An 823-nucleotide genomic window follows, 5' to 3' on the forward strand; every position below is an offset into this window, starting at 1 on the left:
GCGCTCTCTATAGGCTTTAACAGGTCCTTAATAAGCTTGAACACGGAAACGATATGCCTTTCGTTTTTCTCTCCGAATTCCGCGATCAGTAAAATAAGCGAAGCAAGCAGCCCTTCCGCCGCGTCGTAGAAAAACGCGTTCTGACCCATTGCGGAGGAATCGGCGCCGCCTATGCTGATAATGGTTTTTGCTGTGATCTTGGCGTATTTTTCCGCTTTTGCCTTTGCGGACAGATCTTTTTTGTCCTTGAGATAAACGTCCATGTATTTGTTGACAAGGTGCAGCATATTGTTCTCGTCACTTCGTGTTGGATTTCTTAAATCAAGCACGGAAACGTTGTAGCCGTAGTACTTTGAAGCGATAGTTCCGTAATTTCGAACAACGTCTGCTTTTGTGTCTGTGCTGACAAAAGACATACCGCTTGCGCAGGCAAGTTCGATATTCGGATATAAAAAGTATGCGGTCTTGCCCACTCCGGCAGCGCCTATCATCATGGTATGAACGTCGCCCTCGTCTACAAGCGCGACAGTCTTTTTTCCTTTTGTTCTGCATCCGACTACTGTTCCTTGAACATTCGGTAAATTAATATTTTTTCGCCAGTTTTCCACGTCAAAGGGTACTTGTGTGTATGCGCTTTTTATTTCTGATTTCGCCGCCCACCTTGCAGTGCCGTGCTGGCCGTTTCCTACAGTTTTATTCTTTATTCCATTGAGGGAATAATTGTTGGAACAGTAAGCTAAAATCATCATAACTGCGAATACCGCAAGCATGACTATAATTCCGATTATCTGACTCTGATTCATTTAGCCCTCCTATCCGAACT

1 protein-coding gene is annotated in these 823 nt (G+C 44.5%); it reads right to left on the reverse strand.

Annotation, left to right across the window (positions count from 1 at the left end; translation table 11 throughout):
• Nucleotides 1-803, reverse strand: an 803-nt coding sequence (locus ACYQ0N_RS15330; protein WP_460163184.1) for a type IV secretory system conjugative DNA transfer family protein, incomplete at its 3' end; no start/stop codon positions are given.
• Nucleotides 804-823 lie beyond the last annotated feature (20 nt).

It is taken from the genome of Ruminococcus sporogenes, assembly GCF_054655175.1.